Source organism: Streptomyces sp. NPDC051684 (assembly GCF_044453445.1).
Classification (GTDB): Bacteria; Actinomycetota; Actinomycetes; order Streptomycetales; family Streptomycetaceae; genus Streptomyces.
In genome coordinates, this window is record NZ_JBITCS010000019.1 from 1 (window position 1) to 16,019 (window position 16,019).

At 72.1% G+C, this 16,019-nt stretch carries 14 protein-coding genes; 10 read left to right on the forward strand and 4 right to left on the reverse strand.

The features are described from left to right. Positions 1-151 precede the first annotated feature (151 nt). Positions 152-433, reverse strand: coding sequence for a hypothetical protein (locus ACIA8D_RS22870; RefSeq protein ID WP_399234879.1), 282 nt, complete (start codon positions 431-433; stop codon positions 152-154). Positions 434-570: 137 nt separating this feature from the next. On the opposite strand from ACIA8D_RS22870, the gene ACIA8D_RS22875 reads away from it, so the two are divergent. The 4 genes from ACIA8D_RS22875 (at position 571) to ACIA8D_RS22890 (ending at position 4,607) form a co-directional block, all read left to right on the forward strand. Further along, on the forward strand, positions 571-933 hold the full coding sequence (locus ACIA8D_RS22875; RefSeq protein ID WP_399234880.1) for an arsenate reductase family protein: 363 nt from the start codon (positions 571-573) through the stop codon (positions 931-933). An 82-nt stretch (positions 934-1,015) separates the two neighbouring features. After that, on the forward strand, positions 1,016-1,630 hold the full coding sequence (locus ACIA8D_RS22880) for a hypothetical protein (protein ID WP_399234882.1): 615 nt from the start codon (positions 1,016-1,018) through the stop codon (positions 1,628-1,630). 160 nt (positions 1,631-1,790) lie between these two features. Further along, positions 1,791-2,822 (forward strand): glutamine synthetase, encoded by a 1,032-nt coding sequence (gene glnII, locus ACIA8D_RS22885; protein ID WP_399234884.1) that lies wholly within the window; start codon positions 1,791-1,793, stop codon positions 2,820-2,822. 225 nt (positions 2,823-3,047) lie between these two features. Beyond that, complete coding sequence (locus ACIA8D_RS22890) at positions 3,048-4,607, forward strand: DUF1996 domain-containing protein (RefSeq protein ID WP_399234887.1); 1,560 nt, start codon at positions 3,048-3,050, stop codon at positions 4,605-4,607. A 61-nt stretch (positions 4,608-4,668) separates the two neighbouring features. On the opposite strand, the gene ACIA8D_RS22895 is transcribed toward ACIA8D_RS22890, so the two are convergent. Further along, entirely contained in the window at positions 4,669-5,103 is a 435-nt protein-coding gene (locus tag ACIA8D_RS22895; protein ID WP_399234888.1) for a hypothetical protein, read from the reverse strand. Between the two features lie 72 nt (positions 5,104-5,175). On the opposite strand from ACIA8D_RS22895, the gene ACIA8D_RS22900 reads away from it, so the two are divergent. The 6 genes from ACIA8D_RS22900 (at position 5,176) to ACIA8D_RS22925 (ending at position 13,822) form a co-directional block, all read left to right on the forward strand. After that, entirely contained in the window at positions 5,176-8,304 is a 3,129-nt protein-coding gene (locus ACIA8D_RS22900) for an alpha-N-acetylglucosaminidase (RefSeq protein ID WP_399234890.1), read from the forward strand. A 44-nt stretch (positions 8,305-8,348) separates the two neighbouring features. Next, positions 8,349-8,921 (forward strand): tetratricopeptide repeat protein, encoded by a 573-nt coding sequence (locus tag ACIA8D_RS22905; RefSeq protein WP_399235182.1) that lies wholly within the window; start codon positions 8,349-8,351, stop codon positions 8,919-8,921. Between the two features lie 72 nt (positions 8,922-8,993). Further along, a complete protein-coding gene (locus ACIA8D_RS22910) occupies positions 8,994-10,913 on the forward strand; it encodes a hypothetical protein (RefSeq protein WP_399234892.1) in 1,920 nt (639 codons plus the stop codon). 166 nt (positions 10,914-11,079) lie between these two features. Then, positions 11,080-11,961 carry a metal-dependent hydrolase gene (locus tag ACIA8D_RS22915; protein WP_399234893.1) on the forward strand — a complete coding sequence of 294 codons (882 nt, stop codon included), beginning with the start codon at positions 11,080-11,082 and terminating at the stop codon, positions 11,959-11,961. Then, a complete protein-coding gene (locus ACIA8D_RS22920) occupies positions 11,958-13,037 on the forward strand; it encodes a PDR/VanB family oxidoreductase (RefSeq protein ID WP_399234895.1) in 1,080 nt (359 codons plus the stop codon). The genes ACIA8D_RS22915 and ACIA8D_RS22920 overlap by 4 nt, the downstream gene beginning before the upstream one ends. A gap of 68 nt (positions 13,038-13,105) precedes the next feature. Then, positions 13,106-13,822: a TetR/AcrR family transcriptional regulator gene (locus tag ACIA8D_RS22925; protein ID WP_399234897.1), complete on the forward strand. Its 717-nt coding sequence runs from the start codon at positions 13,106-13,108 to the stop codon at positions 13,820-13,822. A 79-nt stretch (positions 13,823-13,901) separates the two neighbouring features. Here ACIA8D_RS22925 and ACIA8D_RS22930 read toward each other — a convergent pair whose 3' ends face one another. Together ACIA8D_RS22930 and ACIA8D_RS22935 are read right to left on the reverse strand one after the other, a co-directional pair. Further along, positions 13,902-14,249, reverse strand: a complete 348-nt coding sequence (locus ACIA8D_RS22930) for a 5-carboxymethyl-2-hydroxymuconate Delta-isomerase (protein WP_399234899.1) — start codon at positions 14,247-14,249, stop codon at positions 13,902-13,904. Positions 14,250-14,392: 143 nt separating this feature from the next. Then, complete coding sequence (locus ACIA8D_RS22935) at positions 14,393-16,000, reverse strand: SpoIIE family protein phosphatase (protein ID WP_399234901.1); 1,608 nt, start codon at positions 15,998-16,000, stop codon at positions 14,393-14,395. Positions 16,001-16,019 lie beyond the last annotated feature (19 nt).

Consider the following 16,019-nt stretch of genomic DNA (forward strand, 5'->3'; position numbering starts at 1 on the left):
GCGGTTTGGCAGGCGTTGTGTTGTGGGGGGGGGGGGGGTTGGCCCGGGGGGGGGGGGGGGGGGGGGGGGGGGGGGCCCCCCCCCCCCCCCCCCCGCGCCTCAATCTCCCCCAGCTAACGCTGGGAGGTGCCCCCTGCGGGGCTTGATTTGCCTACCGGCTGTACCGCATCAGCGCCCGCACCATGTGGCACGTCGTGTCGGACGGCGGGTGGATGCCGACGAGGTCGGCGGTCGCGCGGATCCTGCGGTTGTGGGCCTGGTTGGGAAGGTAGACGCCGGAGTCGAGCAGGGCTATCGCCAGGCGCATGGCCTTCAGCCGGCGGTTGTGGGTGATGTACCAGTCGCGCGGACGCCCTGCGGGGAGCGGCCTCTTCGCGAGTGGTGTGTACGGCAGGTCGATCAGCATCGGAGCGGCGGCAGCGGGCACAGGCATCCTCCTGTCGCGGACGTCCGAGAGCCCCCGTAGCCCTCGAACACTGCTTCTATTCTACTGCCGACCACTGACAAAAGCCGCTGGCCAGAGCCGACTTGGGGACCGCCGCACGACGCCACTCGCGTACCGTTGCCCCCATGGAGATCTGGATCAACCCGGCCTGTTCGAAGTGCCGCAGCGCGCTCACCCTGCTCGACGCGGAGGGCGCCGACTACACGGTGCGCCGCTACCTGGAGGACGTACCCACGCCCGACGAGATCCGTGCCGTGCTCGGCCGGCTCGGCCTGGAGCCGTGGGACATCACCCGCACCCAGGAGGCCGACGCGAAGGAGCTCGGCCTGAAGGACTGGGCGCGCGACGCGGACAGCCGTGAGCGGTGGGTCGCGGCGCTCGCGGCGCACCCGAAGCTGATCCAGCGCCCGATCATCACGGCCGAGGACGGCACGGCGGTCGTGGGGCGCAGCGAGGAGTCGGTGCGCGAGGCGATGGCGCGCCGCTAGAAACCGGCTTTGAGTGTTCGGGTTCGACTGCTCGTACGTAACGGCGTGCGCAACAACGTGCATCTCACGACAGGAGGCGCGCATGTCACGCAGGAGAACTCTCGGCCCGAAGAAGCGGCTCGCCCTCACGGCGGCCGCGGCGGTGGTCGCGGGCGGCGGGGCGTTCGCCCTCGCGGCCACCAGCAACGCCGCGCAGAGCTCGGCCGTGTGCGACGGGCTGACCACCGCGCTCGCCAACAACCAGAGGTTCATCGAGGGGCAGCGGGCGAACCCCGACGCCCAGTCCGAGGCCCGGATCGCCAACCGCGAAGCGGTGATCGCGGAGATCGAACGGAAACAGGCGGCTTCCGGCTGCGATACGGGGGCGGGGAGCGGGTCCGCCGCGGACCCGGGCACCCCGCCGGCCGACGCTTCTCCGTCCGCATCCGCGCCGGAGGAAGCCGCCTCCGGTGAGCAGGTCTGTGCCGGGCAGCAGGTGACCCTCTCCGGGGAGGGCGGGGCCCCGGCCGCGTCCAGTGACCAGTTCCCGGCGGGCACGAAGCTGAAGGTGACCAACCTCGACAACGACAAGTCCACGACCGTCGAGGTCACCGCCACGTCCGGGTCCTGCGTCCTGCTCAACAACGCCGCGTTCGAGCAGGTGCGGGAGCCCGGCAAGTTCCTGATCCGCAACGCCCGCGTCGAGAAGGCGGGGTAACCGGCACACGCCACACGGCACATCGCATACAAGGTCACGGGTTACGTCCCACCCCGCGCCACTCAGGTAACACGGGGTTCACAAACGGGCAACGGCCGGGAAATCCCCTGGTGACAGGCTTCCCGGTAGTTCGAGACCCGCGTGAATGAGGATGTGGCCCGTGACCTTCAAGGCTGAGTACATATGGATCGACGGCACCCAGCCGACGGCCAAGCTGCGTTCGAAGACGAAGGTGATGGCGGGCTCGCCGCAGGGCCTGGACACGCTCCCCCTCTGGGGCTTCGACGGGTCCTCCACCAACCAGGCCGAGGGCCACGCCTCCGACCTCGTGCTGAAGCCCGTCGCCCAGTACCCGGACCCGATCCGCGGCGGTGACGACATCCTCGTCATGTGCGAGGTCCTGAACATCGACATGACGCCGCACCGCTCCAACACGCGTGCCGCGCTCGCCGAGGCCGAGGAGAAGTTCGGCGCCCAGGAGCCGATCTTCGGCATCGAGCAGGAGTACACGTTCTTCGAGGGCGAGCGCCCGCTCGGCTTCCCGGTCGGCGGCTTCCCCGCCGCGCAGGGCGGCTACTACTGCGGCGTCGGCACGGACGAGATCCACGGCCGTGACATCGTCGAGGCGCACCTCGAGAACTGCCTGACGGCGGGTCTCGCCATCTCCGGCATCAACGCCGAGGTCATGCCCGGCCAGTGGGAGTTCCAGGTCGGCCCCGTGGGCCCGCTGGACGTCTCCGACCAGCTGTGGATCGCCCGCTGGCTGCTCTACCGCACCGCCGAGGACTTCAAGGTCTCCGCGACCCTCGACCCGAAGCCGGTCAAGGGCGACTGGAACGGCGCGGGCGCGCACACCAACTTCTCCACGAAGGCGATGCGCGAGGGCTACGACGCGATCATCACCGCGTGCGAGTCGCTCGGCGAGGGCTCCAAGCCGCTCGACCACGTGAAGAACTACGGCGCCGGCATCGACGACCGCCTCACCGGTTCGCACGAGACCGCCCCGTGGGACGAGTACAAGTACGGCGTCTCCGACCGCGGCGCCTCGGTCCGCATCCCGTGGCAGGTCGAGCGGGACCGCAAGGGCTACATCGAGGACCGCCGCCCGAACGCCAACGTCGACCCGTACGTCGTGACGCGACTGCTCGTCGACACCTGCTGCACCGCGCTCGACAAGGCCGGCCAGGTCTGATTCCGGCCACCTCACCGTCGAGAGGGTGCCCACCTTGTGTGGGCACCCTCTCGTTCGCGTTGCGTCTCCTCGCGCGAAAGAGTCGACCATGACTGCGGCCCTGCTGACCGACCCGCTGATCTCCGTCGACACCGCCTGCCGCACGGTGCACGTCGCCCACCGGCAGTTGAGGTGAAATCCGGGGGCCGATTGAACAGGGTCGGCCCCCGTTGCGTACGTAGTCCCATGGGACGCACCTCACGGAAACGGCGCTCAACGCTGGCGACGCGCATGACCATCGCGTCGGCCGCACTCCTCCTGGGTGGAGGTGGGCTGGTCGCGGTCAACGTGTACGCGTCGGCCCACGAGGACTCCGCCGACGGGCAGAACGCGAGCAGCGGGACGCAACAGACACAGCAGACGCAACAAGTGGCCACCATCGACTGTCCGGACGTCGGCGCGCAGCTGTCCGACGTGCCGGGCGGCGCCCGCGACGAGGTCGACGGTGAACTCGCCACCCTGGACACCCAGATCACGCAGGCCTACCAGCGGCTCTCCTCGACGCGGGACGCGGCCGCGCGGGACCCGCGGTTCGTGCAGAACAGCATCATGGACCCGCTGAAGAAGAACCGGGCCGCGATCCTCGAGCGCATCCGCCTGGAGATGGAGCGCCGCGGCGGACAGGCCCCCGACGGCATGAACGACATGGCCGAGTGCACCGCCCAGCCGAAGGAGGGCGAGCAGCAGCCCCCGGACGGGCAGGGCGACGGCTCCGACCAGGGCGGCGGCGACCAGTCCGGTGGCGATCAGGGCGGTGGCGACCAAGGAGGCGGCGACCAAGGCGGCGGCGACCAAGGCGGCGGCGACCAGCAGCAGGGCAATGGCGGTCAGGCGGGCAACGGGCCCGTCGCCGCCGACTTCGCCGACATCACCAAGGTCCAGCCCAACGTCGACAAGCCCCAGAACGGCGACAACGCCTCCACCGGCACCTTCACCACCCGCTGCGGCGTGAACGACAACAAGAAGTTCAACACCGACAACCTCATCGTGGCGCCCGGCGTCAGCAACGGCGCGCACCACCTGCACGACTACGTGGGCAACCAGGACAACGACGCCTTCTCCAGCAACGACGACCTCGCGAACGCCGACACCAGCTGCCAGAACCAGGGCGACAAGTCGACGTACTACTGGCCGGTGCTGCGCGTGCAGGACGGCTCGGCGGACTTCGACGCCGACAAGGACGGCGGCGGCAAGGAGGGCAACGTCGGCAAGATCCTGCGGGCCCAGAAGGCGAGCATCAAGTTCGTCGGGAGCCCGCAGAGCGACGTCGTCGCGATGCCGAGGTTCCTGCGCATCATCACCGGCGACGCCAAGGCGTTCACGAACGGCACGGCGAACGCCAACGCGCACTGGAGCTGCACCGGCTTCGAGGACCGGCAGTTGACGGACAAGTACCCGTTGTGTCCCGACGGTTCGAAGGTGGTGCGCAGCTTCGCGTTCCAGAGTTGCTGGGACGGGCAGAACATCGACAGTGCCAACCATCGCACTCACGTGGCGTTCGCCGACCAGGCCGGCAACTGCCCGCAGAATTTCAAGGCCATCCCGCAGCTGAAGATGCGCCTGGTGTACGACGTGCAGACGCCGACGATCGAGAACGGGCAGGTGAAGAACCCGTTCGCGGTGGACGGCTTCCCCGAGCAGCTGCACAAGCCGATCACGGATCATGACGACTTCATCAACGTCTTCGACGACCGGACCATGCGGAAGGTCGTGGACTGCATCAACAAGGGCGATCGCTGCACCTGAGCGATCGCCCCTTCCCGGCCGCTGCGCGGCCGGCTCGGCGGAGACCCTCGTGCCCGGAGAGCTACCCGGCCTCGTGACCCCCACCACCGCTGCTCCCCGAGTGGTGCGAGGCCGGCCTCTCCAGGGTCCCGCCGAGCCGGCCGCGCAGCTTCGTGAGCTGTGCGGCGCCGCCGACCGCGATCCACCTGGGTCCGACGAGATAGGCGCCGCCGTAGTCGTTGGCCTGGTCGAACCACGCAGCCTGGCCCTTGTCGGTGGTGAAGGTGGCAAGGATGTAACGGCTGTTGCCCGCACCGCAGTTGGCCTGGCGGATGTCGGCCGCGTCGGTCTGGATGTCGGGGCGGCAGCCCGCCTCCTTCGCGAGGTGCTCCAGGCTTCCGGAGGCCGTACGGGGGATCTTCGGCGTGTCGTCCTTCGGGGCGCCGTCGGAGCCGCCCGAGCCGCACCCGGTCGCTGCCGCGAGCAGCACGGCCGCCGCCACCAGATTCTTCCTCATTGCGCTCTCCTGTCCCGTACGTTCCGTTGCTACCGTGCGCCGCACCAACCGCGACGCAAGGGGGGTACACGTATGTCCGCACCATCGCGACGCACTGTTCTCGGCACGACGGCCGCCATCGGCCTCGGCACGGCCCTGGGGACCGGCGCCCCGGCCGCCACGGCGGCTCCGCGATCGATCGCCGCGAGGGAAGTGCCCGTTCTTGATACGGCTGAGGCGCGCGCGGCACTCAACCGTCAACTGCCGCACCACGTGGATCAGTTCCGTCTCAGACTGATGACCGCGAGCGGCACGGAGGACCGTTTCCGGGTGACCGGGACGCAGGGCCGCATCACGGTGTACGGGACGACCCCGGCGACGCTGCTCGCCGGGGTCCACTGTTTCCTGAAGTACGAGTGCGGCGCGCACATCGCCTGGAACGGCTCCCAGCTGGACCTGCCGGACCTCCTCCCGGCCCCCTCCAAGACGCTGGAGCGCAGCACCCCGCTCCCCCACCGCTTCGCGCTCAACGACACCAACGACGGCTACACGGCGCCGTTCGCCGACTGGTCGTACTGGGAGCGCGAGATCGACATCCTCGCCCTGCACGGCTGCAACGAGGTCCTCGTCATCGCGGGCATGGAGGCCGTCTACCACCGCCTCCTGAAGGACTTCGGCTACAGCGACGAGGAGTCCAGGGCCTGGCTGCCCGCCCCGTCCCACCAGGCGTGGTGGCTGCTCCAGAACCTCTACGGTTACGGCGGCCCGCTCTCGCCCGAACTCATGGCGCGAAGAGCCGAGTTGGGGCGAAGAATCGTCGACCGGCTGCGCGCCCTCGGCATGAAGCCGGTCCTGCCCGGCTACTACGGGCACGTCCCCAAGGAGTTCGTGCGACGCAACGGCGGCGACGCGCACGTCGTGCCGCAGGGGGTGTGGCACGGCTTCGACCGCCCGGACTGGCTCGACCCGCGCACCGACGCCTTCGCCCAGGTGGCGAAGGCGTTCTACGGGTACCAGAAGGACCTGTTCGGCGAGATCGACGCCTTCAAGATGGACCTGCTGCACGAGGGCGGCACGGCCGGCGACGTGCCGGTCCCGGACGCGGCGCGCGGCGTCGAGGCCGCGCTCCAGAAGAACCGGCCGGGCGCGACGTGGGTGATCCTCGGCTGGGAGGCGAACCCGCTGCCCGAGCTGATCGGCGCGATCGACAAGAAGAAGATGCTGATCGTGGACGGGGTGTCCGACCGGTTCAGCTCCGTCACGGACCGCGAGAAGGACTGGGCCGGCACCCCGTACGCGTTCGGGACGATCCCCAACTTCGGCGGGCGTACGACGATCGGAGCGCGGGCGCACATCTGGGAGCAGAAGTTCTTCGCGTGGCGCGACAAGCCGGACAGCGCGCTCGCCGGTACGGCGTACCTGCCGGAGGGCACCGACCGGGACCCGGCGGCGTTCGAGCTGTGGTCCGAACTCGCCTGGATGGACGAGGAGGTGGACCGGCCGGCCTGGTTCGCCTCGTACGCCGACTTCCGCTACGGGCGCCGCGACAAGGACGCCCGCGCCGCCTGGCAGGCCTTGCAGGAGACGGCGTACCAGCACAGGGCCACCGAGCGCTCCGACCCGCACGACTCCCTCTTCGCGGCCCGCCCCGACCTGTCGGCCGACCGCGCCTCCTACTACGCGCCGCGCGCCCTCGCCTACGACCCGGGCCGCTTCGACGCGGCGCTCGCCGGCCTGCTCGGCGTGGACGGGAAGCTGCGGGGCAGCGCGGCCTACAAGTACGACCTCGTGGACGTGACGCGGCAGGCCCTCGCGCACCGCAGCCGCCAGCTCCTGCCGCAACTGAAGGCGGCGTACGGGGACAAGGATCAAGCCACGTTCAAGGCGCTGTCGACGCTGTGGCTGCGGCTGATGCGGCTCTCGGACGACGTCACCGGCACGAACGCGGCGTTCCTGCTCGGCCCGTGGATCCAGGACGCGCGCGGGCTCGCCACGAACGACGCCGAGCGCGCCGAGTTCGAGCGCTGCGCGAAGGCGCTGATCACGGTGTGGGGCGACCGGGCCACGTCCGACCCCGGCAACCTCCACGAGTACGCCAACCGCGACTGGCACGGCCTGATCGCCGACTTCTACCTGCCGCGCTGGCAGAAGTGGCTCGACGAGCTGGCCGACGCGCTCGCCGCGGGCCGGGAGCCGGCCAAGGTCGACTGGTTCGCCTTCGAGGAGCCGTGGACGCGCGAGCGCAAGGACTACCCGCTGCGGGCATACGGGGATCCGTACCGGACCGCCTCGAAGGTGCGCGACGTCCTCGCGCGCGCCCCCTACCAGGGCTCGGTGAAGGTCACCGCGGAACCGCCCGCCTTCCCGCCGGGCGGGCACGCGCGCGTGGCGGCCACGTTCCGCAATGTCAACGGGCTGCGCGCGACGGGCCGCGTCGACTTCGAGCTCAAGGGCATCGCCGCCGAGCCCGAGGGCGCGACCCGTCTCGGCAGCGTGCCGCCGGCGGGCGAGGGCACGGTCGCGTGGCGGGCGAGCGCGCCCGGCACCCCGCTCGACCAGCCGCTGCGCCCGCTCCCGTACACGATCGACGTCCAGTACGGTCCGGCCGGCGAGAAGCGGATCACCTACGTCCACAAGGGCACGCTGTTCGAGGCCGGGCCGGTGGCCGAGGGCTGGCGGACGTACAGCGACAACGCGGCGGTCTTCGGACAGCTCGACGAGCGGTTCGCGATCGACGGCGGCGGCGCCGACCTGTGGAAGGGCACGGCGGAGTTCGGGGCGCTGTACCGCGCGAACGCGTTCCGGGACGGCTCGGTTGCGGTGGTGCGGGTGGACGCGCAGGCGGTCACGGGCCCGTGGGCGCGCGCCGGGATCATGGTGGGCAACTCCATCGGCGACTCGGGGTCCCTGGGCTTCGCGAACCTGTCGGTCACGCCCGCCAACGGCGTCGTTCTGTCCTACGACTCCACCGGGGACGGCACCCTCGACACGTACAAGCGGATCACCGGGATCAAGGCGCCGGTGCTGCTCCGGCTGTCCCGGGCGGGCGACACGTACACCGGGGAGTGCTCGACGGACGACGGTGCCACGTGGCGGACCGTCGCGACCGTGCCGTCGCCGAGGCCCGCGTCGGCGCAGGGCGTGGGCATGTTCATGAGCGCGACGAACGGCGGGAACGGGACGCGGGGCACGGTGCAGTTCAGCGGCTGGAAGCTGAGCTGATCCGGCCCCTCCTGGCCCGCGACTCCGGTGACACCGGGGCACTCCTGTGTGAGAGTGCCCCGGTGAGCACCGAGAGCAGTGACTGGGAAGAGCGGATCGCGGCCGCGTGGGCGACGATCGACGACTACGGCGACACGGAGACGGGCGCGGGCCGGTTCCGGGCGCTGATCGACGGGCTCGCCGCCGAGCTGCCCGCCGACAGTCCTGTCGCCCCGTTCGAGCGCGCCTCGGCCTTCGACTCGACCGGCCACTCCGACAAGGCGGTCCCGCTGTACCAGGAGGCGCTGCGGCTCGGCCTGAGCGGCTACCGGGCGCGGCGCACGAAGATTCAACTGGCCAGCTCACTCCGGAACATGGGGCGCCCGGAGGAGGGCGTCGCGCTGCTCGAACCGGAATTGACCGCTCCCAGTGACGAGTTGGACGACGCGGTGCGGGCGTGCCTGGCGCTGTGTCTGTCGAGTCTCGGCCGCGACCGGGAGGGTCTCGCCCTGGTGCTCGGCGCGCTGGCGCCCCATCTGCCGCGATACCAGCGGTCGATGGCGAACTACGCGAAGGCGCTAGATCAAGCCCCTGCGGCGATTGAGCAGCGGGGCCCGGGGCAGAGCCCCGAGACGTAGGACCGATCGACCGCAACACCCTTTGGGTGACCATCCCACGATTCGCTCGTTCAGCTGAACGTGCAGTCAAAGGTGCAGCAGCAACCCACGCCCCCGTCCGCAGCGCCGGCCGCCGTCATCGACGTCGAGCAGGCCGAGGCCGCCCTGGTCGAGCACTACCCGCGACTGGTCCGGCTCGCCTACCTCGTGCTGCCGCCCGGCCTCGGCCGCAACCGCCGCGTGCTGACCGCCCACTCGGTCGTCCAGCGGGCGCTCCCCCGCGGCCGCACCGCGGACGCGCCGGCACCGGTCCCCGCCCAGCGCGACTCCGGGGGCCGCACCGGCGACCCCGGCTTCGCGTACGTACGCCTGAAGGTGCTGCGCAGCGCCCTGGAAGCGGGGCAGCCGCTGCGGCGCATGGCCTGGCCCAAGCGGGCGCAACTGCCGCCGCTGCTGCCGCAGGTGTGGGGCCTGAGGCTGTTCCCGAAGTCCGGCGGCGCCGATGAACTCGCCCTGGACCAGCAGCTTTCCGCGCTGAGCGGACCGGCCCGCGCCGCGTACGTGCTGCGCGGTCTGGAGCGGCTCGACGACGCCGCCGTCCGCGCGGCCCTCGTCGACGCGGGCTGCGCCGAGGAGGACGCGACCGCGGCCCTCGCGGAGGCGCGCGGCATGGCGGCCGACACCGGGTCCTGCACGGAGCTCCTGGAGTCCCCCGAGTTCGACCCGTGCTCCCTGCACGCGCGGCCCACCGATCTGATGCGCCGCCGCCAGCATCTGAAGGCGGCCGTCGCGGCGGTCGCGGCGACTCTCGTGTGCGGCGCGCTGCTCGGCCTGCCGGGCGAGGGCTGGACCCCGGACGGCGCGGCGGCCCCGCCGTACGCGAAGAACCCGGCGGGGCAGGCGGCCCTGAACCCGGGCAAGCTGCGCAAGGTGTCGCCGTCCGCGTGGAAGACCTCGGCGCGCACGGACTTCTCGGTGTGGCCCGCGCGCGGCTCCCTGACCGGCGACAAGGAACTGCTGCGCAGGGCGCTCGCCGTGTGGGCGCGGCCCGGCGGCTCCGTGAAGGTCTCGGCGACACCGGGCACCCCCGCGGGCGCGCCGCCCGGACCGCCGCAGCTGCTGTACGCGGGCGAGCTCGACCAGGCCCGCGTCGTGCTGCTCTACGACGGGCTGCGGGTCGTGCGCTACGCCGAGCCGAAGAGCGGCACGAGCGGCGCCGCGCTCGACTTCGCGCGGGTCGACGGTGCTGCGGGTGCGCAGTCGGGCGCCGTGGTGATGGACCGGGCCGACGGCAACGTCCGTTATCTGACGGCCCCTTGGGTGGCCAAGGCCGGTACCCGCGACCTCCTGAAACCGTCGGCGGCGACGCGGGCCCTGTCGCGGACGAAGGACGGGGTGACGGCGCCGTTCCCGAGCCCGGCGCTCGCGACGTCCTGCACGTCGTGGAACGCGCTCGCGCTGACCGACTCGACCGGCACCCGGCTCACCACCGACCTCGGCGAGCTCGTGCCCGCGCACCTCACCTCCGGCAGCCCCGCCGCGCCCCGCGAGGCGCGGCCCGCGGACTGGGCGACGACCGCGTGCTCGCTCGCGGCGGCCCGCTCGCACGGGGTGCGGTCCGTGAACTCCTGGGCATACGCGAGCCAGCCGCTGCCCGAGGGGAACGGGACGGCCGAGTGGCTGTGCACCCGGGCCGACACCTGGCGGGGCACCGGGCCGCGCACCCTCGCGCTGTTCCGGGCGCCGGGGGCGGACGCCGCGGTCGTGGCGGCGAAGTCGCAGTCGTCGCCGGCGTGCGGCTCGCGCGAGCCGCAGGTGCTGGCGGGTGTGCGGTGGAAGTCGCGGGGTGGGGCCTGGTATCTCGTTGCCGCGGGCAGCGAGGGGGTGAACCGGGTGGCCGCGGCCGGGCGGACGGGCTCCGGGCGGATGCTGGCGGTTCCGCTCGCGCGGGGCGTCAAGGTGTCGCTCAGCGGGAAAACGGCTCAGGGAGCCGAAGTGGAGGCCCTGCGTTAGCCGACGTCTCGGGGCTCTGCCCCGGGCCCCGCGCCTCAATCGCCGGCGGGGCTTGAAATGCTCAACCGTCGCGCGGCTGGATTTGCTCGACCGGCGCCGGAGGCTGAATGACAAAAGTGGTGCACGGGGGGTGTCCATGGTGGCTACCCGTCAGTACATTGACGCCATGTCTAATACGCGCGTCCCGTTGAAGGCACGCCAGGTGTCCTTCGCCTGGGACAGGACTCCCCTGCACTGGCTGCCGGACGATCCGTTCAGCACGCACACCATCAACGTTCTGCACCTCCTGCTCCCGGCGGGCGAGCGCTGGTTCGTGCACGTCTACAAGCAGGTCCTGCCGTACATCACGGACGAGCGGCTGCGCGAGGACGTCATCGGGTTCATCGGCCAGGAGGCCATGCACTCGCAGGCCCACGACGAGGTGCTGCCGCACCTGCGCGAGCAGGGCCTGGACCCGACGCCGTACACCGCCCAAGTCGACTGGTTCTTCGAGAAGTTGCTGGGCGACCGGACGCTGCCGCCGGGCAAGGCGCGGCAGTGGTGGCTGATGGAGCGGGTCGCGCTGATCGCGGCGATCGAGCACTACACGGCGTTCCTCGGCAACTGGGTGCTGAACGCCGAGGAGTTGGACCGCAACGGCGCCGACCCGATGATGCTGGACCTGCTGCGCTGGCACGGCGCCGAGGAGGTCGAGCACCGGGCGGTCGCCTTCGAGCTGTTCGAGCACCTCGACGGCGGCTACCGGCGCCGGGTGCGCACCTGGGCCACCGCCTTCACGGCGCTCGTCTTCCTATGGCAGCGCGGCGCGCGGTTCTTCATGGAGAACGACCCGACGCTGCTCGACGGCAAGGCCACCTGGAAGGACTTCTACCGGAGCGGCAAACGGGGCGTACTGCCGACGCCCGGGGCCATGGCCCGGTCCATCCCCCGCTATCTGAGCCGGAGTTACCACCCCGACCAGGAGGGCGACACCGCCCAGGCCGTCGCCTACCTCGCCTCGTCCCCCGCGGCCACGGCCGCCGAAGCCCGTACGGGAGCCGACCGATGAACGCTCGTACGCTGCGGGGCGCCGTGGTCGTCGCCGGCGCCGCGTTCGTCGTGCGGCGCGCCATGCGGCGGCGCGTGCAGCGCTCGCCCCTGTGGCCGATGCCCGCTCTGGAGGAGCCGACGTCGGGGCGGCCGCGGGCCCGCGCGCTGAGCCTGCTCGTCACGCGGCACGAGCAGGTCGCCGAGGGTGTCGTTCAACTCCGCCTGGAGGGCCCCGACCTGCCCGCGTGGCAGCCGGGCGCGCACCTCGATCTCGTGCTCCCTTCCGGACTCGTGCGGCAGTACTCGCTGTGCGGCGACCCCGAGGACACGTCGTCGTACACCGTCGCCACGCGGCTCATTCCGGCGGACGAGGGCGGGCGCGGCGGGTCGCGCGAGGTGCACGAACAGGTGCGGGAGGGCATGGAGGTCGAGGTGCGCGGGCCGCGCAACCGCTTCCCGCTCGATACGCGGGCGCCCGCGTATCTGTTCGTCGCGGGCGGCATCGGCATCACCCCGATCCTGCCGATGCTGCGGGAGGTCGCGGCGCGGGGCGCCGACTGGAAGCTGCTGTACGGGGGCCGGTCGCGGGCCTCGATGCCGTTCGCGGAGGAAGTGGCGAAGCTGGGCGGCGAGGCCCCGGGCCTGGTCACCGTCGTGGCGGAGGACGAGGAGGGGCGGCCCGACCTCGCCGCCGCGCTCGCGGACACCGCGCCCGGCACGGCGGTGTACTGCTGCGGGCCCGAAGGCCTCATGGCGGCCGTGGAGGCGGCGCTGCCCGAGCACTGCACCCTGCACAGCGAACGGTTCACGCCACGCAATTCGACCGAGGGCAACGGCCCGTTCGAGGTCGAGCTGCGGCGCAGCGGCACAATCGTGGACGTGTCGGCGGACACGACGGTGCTCGCGGCGGTCCGCTCGGCGGTGCCCGCGGTCCCGTACTCCTGCGAGCAGGGCTTCTGCGGGACGTGCCAACAGCGCGTCGTGGAAGGGGAGATCGAGCATCGCGACGAGTTGCTCACGGATGCCGAGCGCGCCGACTCGATGCTGATCTGCGTCTCGCGGGCCCGTGGCGAGCGTCTGGTTCTCGACCTTTAGTGACGGCGGGTGGGGGCGGTGCGCGGGGGCCGGTTGGCAGGCCGGAATCGCTCGGTAGAGTGTTCGGCATGACTACCGGGGTGCGGCGCAGGATGGGAGTCGAGGAGCGGCGGCGGCAGTTGATCGGGGTCGCACTCGAACTGTTCAGCCACCGCTCCCCCGACGAGGTCTCCATCGACGAGATTGCGGCGGCCGCGGGCATCTCGCGGCCACTGGTCTACCACTACTTCCCGGGCAAACTCAGCCTGTACGAGGCGGCGTTGAGGCGGGCGGCGCAGGATCTCGCCGAGCGGTTCGAGGAGCCGCGGGAGGGGCCGCTCGGGGCGCGGCTGCTGCGGGTGATGGGTCGGTTCTTCGACTTCGTGGACGAGCACGGGCCGGGTTTCTCGGCGCTGATGCGGGGCGGGCCCGCCGTCGGTTCCTCTGCGACGAACGCGCTGATCGACTCCGTCCGGCAGGCGGCGTACGTCCAGATCCTCGCGCATCTGGGGGTCGTGGCGCCCTCCGCCCGGCTCGAACTCGTCGTCCGCTCCTGGATCTCGCTCGCCGAGTCGACGGCGCTGATCTGGTTGGACGGGCGGCGTATCGACCGCGCGGAGCTTCAGCTCCAGCTGGTACATGACTTCGCGGCGTTGGCCGCGGTGAGCGCGGCGTACGACGAGGAGATGGCGGCGCTGCTCCACCACCTCCTCGCGGACGAGCCACCGAACGGCCCCTTCGCCACCCTGATCTCCCGCCTCACAACCCTGGCACCCTCCTCCGGGGTCCCCGCGGCAGCGGGCTGAGCCCCGAGCCTTCAAGCCCCGCCGGCGATTGAGGCGCGGGGGCCGGGGCGGGGCCCCGGGGCGTAGGGGCGGGCGGCCGTCAGTCGGCGACGGCCGAGCGGTACGTCGGGGCCAAGTCCCGCACCTCGGCGGAGAGATGCACACCGGACGGCTCCTTGATGTGCGCAGGAAGCGCCGCCAGAACCGCCTCCGCGAGCGCCGTCTTCGCCTCCTCCGTACGCCCCGCCAGCAACCCGATCTCCACATGCACGAGCGACGCCGCCCCGTCCCCGACCACCGTCACCCCGGCATCGCGGAACCGCGTCTTGCACGCCGGAATGCGCGCGGCCACGATGTCGACGGCCGCCTGATGCACGGCCGCGGCGAGCCCGACCCGGTCGAGGCGCTCGTCGAGGTCCGCGGAGTGGTCGACGGTGATCTGCGGCATAGGGGCCCTCCGAGGTGTCGTGGTGCGTGCGTATGTAGGTACGTGCGTACGTGCATGCATAACGTACGCACACGTATGTAGGCGCCAACCTTCACCCGCAACCGCCCACCCGCACAATCACGTCCCGCCCAGCGGACGCCCGGTCACCGGGGAGCGCGCCGCACGGCCAGAAGCGCGATGTCGTCCGCACGGTCGCGGCCGAAGCGGGCGAGAAGCGTGTCGCACAGCTCGCCGGGCTCCTCGGGCGCGGCCGCGGCGGCGTGCCGCAGCTCCTCCAGGGAGAGCGACAGATCGACGCCGCGGGTCTCCACGAGCCCGTCGGTGACCATGAGGAGCCGGGCGCTCGGGCCGAGGTCGAGCACGGTGGGTTCGGGGTGCGCCAGACCGAGCCCGAGCAGCGGCCCCGCGGCCCGCGCGTAGTGAGCCACGCCGCCGACGGGCACGACCAGCGGCGGGATGTGCCCCGCGTTGGCCACCCGGGTCCGGCCGGTCGCCGGGTCGACGAGGGCCAGGCACAGCGTGGCGGTGAGCTGCGGGTGATAGTGCTGGAGCAGCCGGTCGAGACGCGTCACCAGGTGCGCGGGGCGCGGGTCCTCCAGGCAGTAGGCACGCAGCGCGTGCCGAAGCTCGACCATCACCGTGGCCGCGTCGAGCGAGTGCCCCACCACGTCACCGACGCCGACGAGCACGCCCTCGGGGGTGGGCAGCGCCGCGTAGAAGTCGCCGCCCATCTCGGCCTCCTGGGAGGCGGGCTCGTAGCGGAAGTCGACGTCGAGCCCCGCGAAGGCGGGCAACTGGGAGGGCAGGAAGCTGTGTTGCAGCGTGTGGGCCACATGCCGTTCCTGCTCGTACAGGACGAGGGGCTCCGCGGCGAGCGCGATGGCGCGGGCGAGCTGGGCGACGAGCGGCCCGGTCCTGCCGTCCGGGTCCTCGAAGTCGGGCGTGGCGAGGCACACGGGGAACCGGCCGTCGCGGGTGCGGGAGAGGGTGAGCCGGGCGCCGCCGGCCCCGAAGTACGCCCGCGGCCACGCGGTCCCGGCCCGCAGTGCGGTGCGCACGCCCCCGGGCACGCACCTGATCTGCCGCACCAGCCCGACGGCCCGCTCGCGCGCCGCGGCGTCCGGCCCCGCGGCCGCCGGGGACCCACGGGACAGGCCCGTGTGCACCGCGCCGTGGTCGCCGAGGACGAAGACGGCGGCGTCTCCCCCGGTGAGCCGGGCCGTCGCGGCGGCCGCCGTCCGGGCGAGCTCCGCGAGGTCGCGGGCGCCCTGTACGTCGACGACGGCCCGGGACAGCAGGGTGAGATGGTCGAACTGGGCCTGGGTGTCGGTGAGTTCGCGGGATCCGCGGAGCGCGGCACGCACCACGGCCCGGATCTCCTCCGGTTCGGCGGGCACCGTCAGATAGGCCTCGCCGCCCGCGTCGAGCGCACGGCAGCGGTCCGCCGGCACCGAGGGGCGGGCGGAGAAGTGCACGACGGGGATCCCGGCGAGCGAGGGCAGCGCCTTCACCCTGCGGCACAGCTCGAACCCGCTGAGGTCGGGGAGGCCCACGTCCACGAGCGCGACATCGGGCAGCGCCCCCGCGCGCAGCCGCACATCGAGTTCGACGAGGGCCTCGCCCGCGGAGCCGACGGGGATGACGACGTGGCCCGCCCGGCTCAGGACGGCGCCCAGGGCGTACCGGTTGGCGGCGCTGTCGTCGACCACCAGGACGGTGCATCCGACGTCTGTCCCGGGTCGCTGAACCATGACGTTCACGAGAAGGCCC